This is a genomic window from Nonomuraea sp. NPDC049784, assembly GCF_040659615.1.
GTDB lineage: Bacteria > Actinomycetota > Actinomycetes > Streptosporangiales > Streptosporangiaceae > Nonomuraea.
The window spans coordinates 1-7405 of sequence record NZ_JBFAMX010000518.1; the positions used below are offsets into that span (position 1 = coordinate 1).

The window sequence follows — 7405 nt, forward strand, 5'->3', positions numbered from 1 at the left end:
CGCCGAGGGCCCGGCGGCCGAGCGCGTGGCCGGCTACCGCGCGGCGCTCGCCGCCGCTGGCGTGGCGGCCGGCCAGGCCCTCGTGGCGCACACCCACTTCAGCCGCGCGGGCGGCGCGGAGGGCGTGACACGGCTGCTGGAGCTCGCGGAGCCGCCCGACGCCGTCCTGTGCGCGAACGACGTCATGGCGATCGGGGCCCTGGACGTGGCGGCGCAACGGGGCCTGCGCGTCCCCGAGGATCTGGCCGTGATGGGCTTCGACGACATCGACGCCGCCGGCATGGTCTCGCCCGGCCTGACCACCATGGCCAACCCGGCACGCGAGATCGGCCAGGTCACGGCCGTGCGGCTGCTCGAACGGGTGCGCGGCGCCATCGACGAGCCGTCCACCGAGCTGGTCGTCCCGGCGCGCCTCGTACGCCGTCAATCCACCCGGAGGACTGACGGCCGCAGGGCGAACTCTTGACATCGCCTCCTAGATTTCGGGAGCATCTTAACGATTTGCGCGCACAGCCTGGTCGTGAGGGTGGGCCCTGCCGGTGACACCACAGCGCCAGCGCCGTCGGCACGGGTATGACGCCTCAACGCTGACCCGACCAGACCCACCGCCGATTGCGACCGGTGTCGCGGACTCCCCGCCCGTCCGTGCCGCTCGCCGAGCCCGGGGTTGACGCCCGGTGGCCGGGACGACATGAGTCGCCCCGGCCACGGTGAGCCGTCCCGCCTCCGGGACTCAGTCCACCTTCGCGAAGCGTGCCGTCACCGTCAGGTCCGCGCTCACGCTGAGCTTGAGCTCGGCTTCACCGCCCGCGTCGGCGCCGTTCACCGTCCAGCCGGTGACGCGGTATCCGGCCGCGGGTCGCGCGGTGAACGTGACCGTGCTGCCCTTCTCGTACTTCCCCGGCTCGGTCTCGTAGCCGCCGATGGACACGGTGCCGCCCTCCGCCGGTTCCGCGGTTGCGCGGACCGTCTGCTGTGCCATGTTGATCGCCATCACGTTGATCAGCCGTGCCGGGCCGCGCAGCGTGGCGCCGTTGTAGCGCATCACGTTGACCGCGGTGACCTTCGCCGTGTCGCCCGCGTCGACGGTGTGGCCGTCGCCGCCGAGGTTGTCCGTACCGAGGTTGAACGCCGTGACCCCGCCGGAGCGGACGACAAGCCCGTCGTGGAAGCCGTAGCCGAACACGTCGAACAGCGTCAGGCCGCGGGCCCCGTCGACCGTGACGATCCGCGCCTGCTTGCGCATCGGGTCGTCGATCACCTGCGGGAAGATGTTCTTCTCCTGCGCCCAGTCCGGCAGCGCGTAGCCGACGCGGGTGACGGCGTTGCCGTTGGACAGGACGCCCTCGATCCGGCCGCCCTCGCTCACGCCGACCGTGATGCCGTGGCTGAAGTACGCGCCGGCGAGCTTGCGGACTGTGAAGCCGTCGTTGGCGTGGGTGGCCATGTCGACGGCGTTCCACGCGTTGGGCACGCCGATGTCCATCACATACGTGCCCGTCCCGTTGCCGCGGATGGTGTACGGGTAAGGCTTCAGTCCTCCCTCCACGGCGGGGTTGTTCTCCGGGTAGAAGGCGCGCAGTCCGCGTACGCCGGCCCGGTCTCCGTCGAGGGTGATGAGGGCGGTGGCGGTGTCGGGGTTGGCCGTGCCACGGCCCTCGTACGCCCAGAGCACCGTGCCGGCGCTGGCGCCGAGCAGGTCCCGGTTGGCCACCGCGGACGCGCCGCGCAGCTCGACGCCCTCGGGGACGGTGAGGTGGCCGTCGATCCGGTACCAGCCGGCGGGCAGATAGACGATGCCGCCACCGGCTCGGCCGGACTGGTCCAGCGCCCGCTGGATGGCGGCGGTCGCGTCCCGCTGCGGCACGATGCCGTTGGTACGCGGCGCCTGATCCGCGACGTACAGCGCGGCGCGGGCAGGCCGGGGCAGCGGCTTCGGCTCGTAGCGTGGCACCTGGCCGGACAGCCGGTGGACGGTGCCCTCGGTGGCGCCCTTCAGCTCGGTGTCAGTGACCTTGACGTATGCCTGCGACTTGTTCCGTACCGCGGCCTGGCTGCCTTCGAGGGTGCTGGAGGCGAACGACATCCCCCAGCGGGAGTCGAAGTCCTCCGTCTCCAGCGCCACATCGGTACGGCGGACGTCCGCCTCGATGAAGGCACCGGTGAACTGAGCGCGCTGGCCGGGCACGATGTGGATGCCGGTGCGGTAGTCAGCCAGGCTGATCCGGTAGAACTGGTCCCACTCCAGGTCACCGAGGACCAGACCGGTGCCGTGCGCGCGGGTCCACGCGTCCAGCGCGGCACGCTGCGGCGGCCGGTAGGCGGCAGGGGCGTCGGCCCAATAGGCGTTGGAGAGGGTGATGTTCTCCCAGGTGCCGACGTCGGCGCCGTTGTAGGCGCGGACGCCCTCGGCCAGCACCGTGCCCTTGATGTTGCGCAGCGTCGCCGACTCGTGGACCTGGCCCGAGCTCGCGCTCTCGCCGCGGTCGTTGCGGTAGGTGCTGATGCCGATGCCGCGGTAGGAGTTGAGCATGGTGACGTCGGAGATCGTCGTCATCATGTAGTTCTCGTTGCCGATCCAAGCCCGGCCGGGGATCTGGAAGGTGTGGTTGTACGGCACCGGGTCGGTCGCGCTCTGCCGCGGGTAGTACGTGGTGAGCCCGATGACGCCGGCGCTGCCGCCGACGCGGATCAGCGCGGGTCCGTCGTCGCCGGCCGGCAGGTCGGCCGAGATGACGGTGCCGTAGCCGCCCTTGCCGTGGTCGGGGTCACGGCGGTCGCCGCGCAGGGTGCAGAAGGAGTGGACCTCCAGGGTGTCGGTGACCCGGTAGGTGCCCGCGGGCAGCCACACGGTGCCGCCGCCGGCGTCGTAGCAGTCGTACAGCGCCTGCTGGATTGCCTTGGTGGCGTCCCTCTCACCCCTGCGGTCGGCCCCGTAGTCGCGCACGTCGAAGTCGGCCACGACCGGGGACTCGGTCGGATACTCCGTCCTCACCAGCTCCTGCTCGCCCTGCACGGCGCGCTCGTTGCGGATCTCGAAGGCGCCGACGGCGAACCGCTTGGCGCCCTCCGCGTAGCCGGTCAGCGACAGCCGTACATAGCGGGCGGTCGCCGTCTCGAAGCGGGTGCGCATCTCCTTGTCGTCGCCGCCGCCGGACTGGGCGACGGTCTGGAAGTGTTCGCCGTCGCGGGAGACCTGGACGGCATACCGGGAGGCGTAGCGTGAAGCCCAGTGGACGCGCACGTCGTTGACGGCCTTGGCCTTGCCGAGGTCGGCCTGCAGCCACTCCCCTGCGCCGCTCTCGCCACTGGTCCACGTGGTCGTGCTGTCCCCGTCGGCGGCCAGCGCCGCGTCGTCGGGGGCGCTGCTCGCGGTGAGCTTGGCCCCGCGGGCGAGGTCGGTGACGACCGCGGAGTCGAGGAAGTTCTGAAGCGCGTCGTTCAGCGCGTGCAGGGCCTGCCGCAGCTGCTCCTCGGTGGCGTCCTCCCGTTTCGCGACCTCCTTCGCGTCGGCGATCGCCGCGGTCAGCCCGTCCCTGGCCCCAGCCGGGTACTGGCCGTCGCGGCTGCCCTCCCGAGCCGCGAGCAGCTTCAGCCCGGCCGCGTCGATGAGGTTCTCCAGGCCCTGCGCGGGCTCGAGCACGGCGGGTGCCACCGCGACCCGTACAGCCGCGACCTTCAGCTCCGTGGCGGAGCCCGCGGTGTGGATACGGAAGTCGGAGCCGTTGGAGCGGTTGGTCAGGATCGCGTCGTCGAGGGCGAAGGTGTACGTCTTCCAGGTGCCGGAGTCGCCGTACGAGACGACCTCCGAGTTCTTGAACTTCTGCGGGATCTCCGTACCCGGCGAGTCGTAGTGCAGCCCGAACTTGCCGTTGCCCTCGTCGAGGTAGTCGACGCTGACGAATACCGTGTCGGTGGTGTCGTAGAGGTAGGTGTCTGCGACGTTCATGTAGAAGAAGTTCGCGCCGGGCGCGGGCGCGTTTCGGTTCGTCTGCCAGTAGCCACGTCCGTCGTGCTCGCCGGTCACGAGGCCAGTGGAGGAATCGCCGGAGCGCGGCGTGATGCCGCCGGTCTCCGGGGAAGCCCCGAGGGTGACGAACGCGCCGACCGAGCCGACTCGTATCGCGGCGATCGTGATGTCCCGCGCCGCGTCGCCGCTGCGACCGGACAGGCGCAGCACGTCGGCGCCGCCGGTCAGGTCGGCGTCGGTCAGCGCGAAGGCGCCGGTCTTCCACTGGCCGCTGCCGGTGAAGGACAGGGCGGAGTCGGTGCCGTCGGCACCCTGGCGCAGGGTCAGTTCGCCGGCGCCGGTGTCGCGGTAGGTGACGCTGACGACGAGGTCGGCGGCGGCCAGCTGCTCCACGTACTCATCGTCGAGGTCGAAGGTCAGATAGGAGGTGCCCGCGGCCGGGTCGGTCTGCCAGTACGACCTGCCGTCCACCTCACCGGTGCGCAGGCCCTCGGGGTCCTCCCCGGCGGCAGCGCGGACGCCCAGCGTCTTGGGAGTCACGCCGAGGTCGGCGCCGACGCCGCTCGGGTACATCACGGGCGGCGAGGCCGCGGTGGCGTGCGGCGCGGGAGCCCACAGCATCAGCGCGGCCGACAGCAGGACGACGGCGCGGCGTGCGCTGCGCCGTACGGGCGGATGGGGTAACACTTGCAACCTCCTGGTCTCGGGGCGGCGGAGCATGGCGCCCCGTCGCCGGTCACACGGGGTGGCGGTGCTTGCTTGCCTGCGGCACGTCGTCGGGAGATGGGTCAGGTGCGCCAGCTGCGGCTCGGGCGGAAGCCCAGCAGCTTGGCGCAGGCCGAGCTGTCGACCAGCGAGGTGTGGCCGGTGAGCTCGGTGTGCACCGGGGCTTCGGGCAGATACCGGTCGAGCAGCTCCATGGTGGGCAGGGGCGCCGAGGTGTCCGGGGCGGCGACGTTCACCACGTGGCTGCCGCGCAGCTCAACGGTCAGCGCGTGCCGCACCGCCGTCGCGGCGTCGCGGGTGTCCAGCCATGCCCACAGGTCGTTGCGGTGCGCCTCGGGGTCCGCCACAACCTCGGCCAACTGGGCCTTCAGCCGGGTGTCGGTGCCGGTGAACGGCATGCGCAGCGAAACGACGTCCGTGCCCCAGCGCCGGTGGGTGGCGTGCGCGATCTCCTCCAGCACGAGCTTCGACAGCCCGTACGGGTCCTCCACCAGGATGGGGTGCTCCTCGTCCAGCGGCAGATAGCGCGGCCGGTGTGGGTGAGGAGCCCAGGCCAGGCCCACGGCGGCCAGGCTGGAGGCGGCGACGACGCGCCGCACCCCGGTCCGGCCGGCCTCGTCCAGCACCCGGTGCGCGGTCAGGCAGTTGGTGGCGAACAGTCCGCTCGGATCATCCGACACGGGGTGCGGGATGGCGCCCAGATGCACGACCGCGTCGGCGCCGGCCATGGCGGAGCGCACCAGTTCCGGGTCCCGCAGGTCGCCGACGCGCACCCTGTCGGCCTCGGGGGCCTCGACCGGCTCCACATCGGTGGCGGTGATCCGGTGGCCGTGTTCGGCCAGTTCCCGGATCACGTACGGGCCGATATGACCGGCGGCTCCGGTGACGAGTACGCGCATCAGCCCTTCACCGCACCGACCAGGCCGCTGACGAAGTAGCGCTGCAGGAAGAGGAGGAGCAGAATCACCGGCACGACCACGATGAGCGCGCCCGCCATCAGGTTGTTGTACTGCGGGATGTTCTCTGCGGCGAGCGTCTGCAGGCCGAGCGGCAGCGTGTAGGTGTCCGGGTCGTTGAGCGAGACCCGGGTGAGCAGATACTCGTTCCACGTCGGGACCGCGGTCAGCAGCGCGACCGTGACCAGCGCGGGCTTGGCCAGCGGCAGGTAGATGCCGGCGAAGATCCGGAACTCGGAAGCCCCGTCGACACGTGCGGAGTCCCGCAGTTCACCGGGAATGGCGCTGAACGCCGCGGTCATCAGCAGGATGGACATCGGTGCGCCCCCGTTGACGAAGGGCAGCACCAGCCCCCAGTGGGTGCCGAGCAGACCGAGCTTGTTCTCCAGGATCACGATCGGCAGCATCACCGTCACACCGGGCACGAACAGCAGCCCCACGAACATCCGCGACAGCGCCTTGCGGCCCTTGAAGCGCAGTACGGCGAAGGCGTAGCCGGCAGCCGCGTAGACCGCCAGCGTCAGCACCACCGTGTAGGTGGTGACCAGCACGCTGTTGAGGAAGTAGTCGAAGAAGTGGAGCTTGTTCCAGGTCTCGGTGAGCGTGGCGAGGGTCGGGCTCTCGGGGATGAGGTGGCCGCCCCTGACCACTTCGATCTGGTTCTTGAAGGCGGCCGAGACCATCCACAGGAACGGGTACAGGCTGACGAGCGCGTAGCCGATCAGCAGCAGCAGGACGACCGCGCGGGCGACGGTCCGACCCGCCGCGCGGGTGTCGGCGCGGCGGGGCGCGACCAGGTCGGCGGTGGTCATACGCGGCTCCTCAGCACTCGCAGGTTGATCAGGGCGAGCACCATCGCCACCGCGAACAGGATCCAGCCAAGGGCGCTGGACAGGCCCAGGGTGGGATTGAGGTTCTCCAGGAAGGCCAGCCGGTAGGCCTCCAGACCCAGGACGTTGGTGTGGTCGCCGGGTCCGCCGTTGGTCATCACCAGGAAGGTCTGGAAGCCGTGCAGCGACTCGCGCAGGTTGAGCAGCACGTTGATAGCGGTCAGCGGCATCAGCAGGGGCCAGACGACGGACAGGTTGGTGCGCCACCAGCCGGCGCCGTCCAGCTGGGCGGCCTCCAGCACGCTGGGGTTGATGCCCTGCAGTCCGGTCAGGTACAGCAGCATGGCGACCGGGACGTTGCCCCAGACGATGACCACGATGAGGGTGCCGAGCGCGGTGTCAGGGTTGCCGAGCCAGCCCTGCGGCTCCTGCAAGGAGCCGAGCCCCAGCTGTCCGAGCAGGAAATTGATGGCGCCGTCCGGCTGCAGGATGTACCGCCAGGCGAAGTACACAGCGATACCGCTGGTCACGTACGGCACGAAGTAGATCGAGCGCAGCACGCCCTGTAGCCGCTTGACCTGGTTGAGCAGGACGGCCAGGGGGAACGACACGGCGACGGTCAGCAGCGGCACGAAGATCATTACCCAGAGGGTGTTGAGTGCCGCGGCCTGCACCGGGGGCGCGTACACCGGGTCGCGCCAGAGCAGGTCGGCGTAGTTGTCGAGGCCGACCCACTTCCAGTTCGGGGTGAAGCCGTTCCACGTGGCGAAGCTGAGCGCGAAGCCGTAGCCGATGGTGTACAGGCCCATCACGGCGAAGAGGATCACCGCGGGGGCGACGAACAGATAGCCGGAGACGGCTTCGGTGCGGAAGCGCCGGCGGCGTGCCGGGGCCCCGGCCGGGGGCCGGCGGCTCTCGCCGCC

Annotated in this window: 5 protein-coding genes; 1 reads left to right on the top strand and 4 read right to left on the bottom strand. The window is 70.7% G+C overall.

Annotated elements, in window-relative coordinates; all coding sequences use genetic code 11:
* On the top strand, positions 1-466 hold a 466-nt coding region (locus AB0J09_RS50260; protein WP_360708314.1), incomplete at its 5' end, for a substrate-binding domain-containing protein.
* Positions 467-733: 267 nt separating this feature from the next.
* Here the strand turns inward: AB0J09_RS50260 and AB0J09_RS50265 are convergent.
* The 4 genes from AB0J09_RS50265 to AB0J09_RS50280 all read right to left on the bottom strand — a co-directional run.
* Positions 734-4657: a glycosyl hydrolase family 28-related protein gene (locus AB0J09_RS50265; RefSeq protein WP_360708317.1), complete on the bottom strand. Its 3924-nt coding sequence runs from the start codon at positions 4655-4657 to the stop codon at positions 734-736.
* Positions 4658-4758: 101 nt separating this feature from the next.
* The gene (locus tag AB0J09_RS50270) at positions 4759-5595 is read right to left on the bottom strand and encodes an NAD(P)-dependent oxidoreductase (protein WP_360708320.1); all 837 of its coding nucleotides are present in this window, start codon (positions 5593-5595) and stop codon (positions 4759-4761) included.
* Complete coding sequence (locus tag AB0J09_RS50275) at positions 5595-6464, bottom strand: carbohydrate ABC transporter permease (protein WP_360708323.1); 870 nt, start codon at positions 6462-6464, stop codon at positions 5595-5597. Before AB0J09_RS50275 ends, AB0J09_RS50270 begins: the two co-directional genes overlap by 1 nt.
* A partial coding sequence (locus AB0J09_RS50280; protein WP_360708325.1) for a sugar ABC transporter permease occupies positions 6461-7405 on the bottom strand: 945 nt, incomplete at its 5' end. The genes AB0J09_RS50280 and AB0J09_RS50275, both read right to left, overlap by 4 nt.

Bases quoted from the DNA above. Each gene is read 5' to 3' on its own strand.
- AB0J09_RS50270 (WP_360708320.1), bottom strand. From the start codon at position 5,595: ATGCGCGTACTCGTCACCGGAGCCGCCGGTCATATCGGCCCGTACGTG.
- AB0J09_RS50275 (WP_360708323.1), bottom strand. From the start codon at position 6,464: ATGACCACCGCCGACCTGGTCGCGCCCCGCCGCGCCGACACCCGCGCG.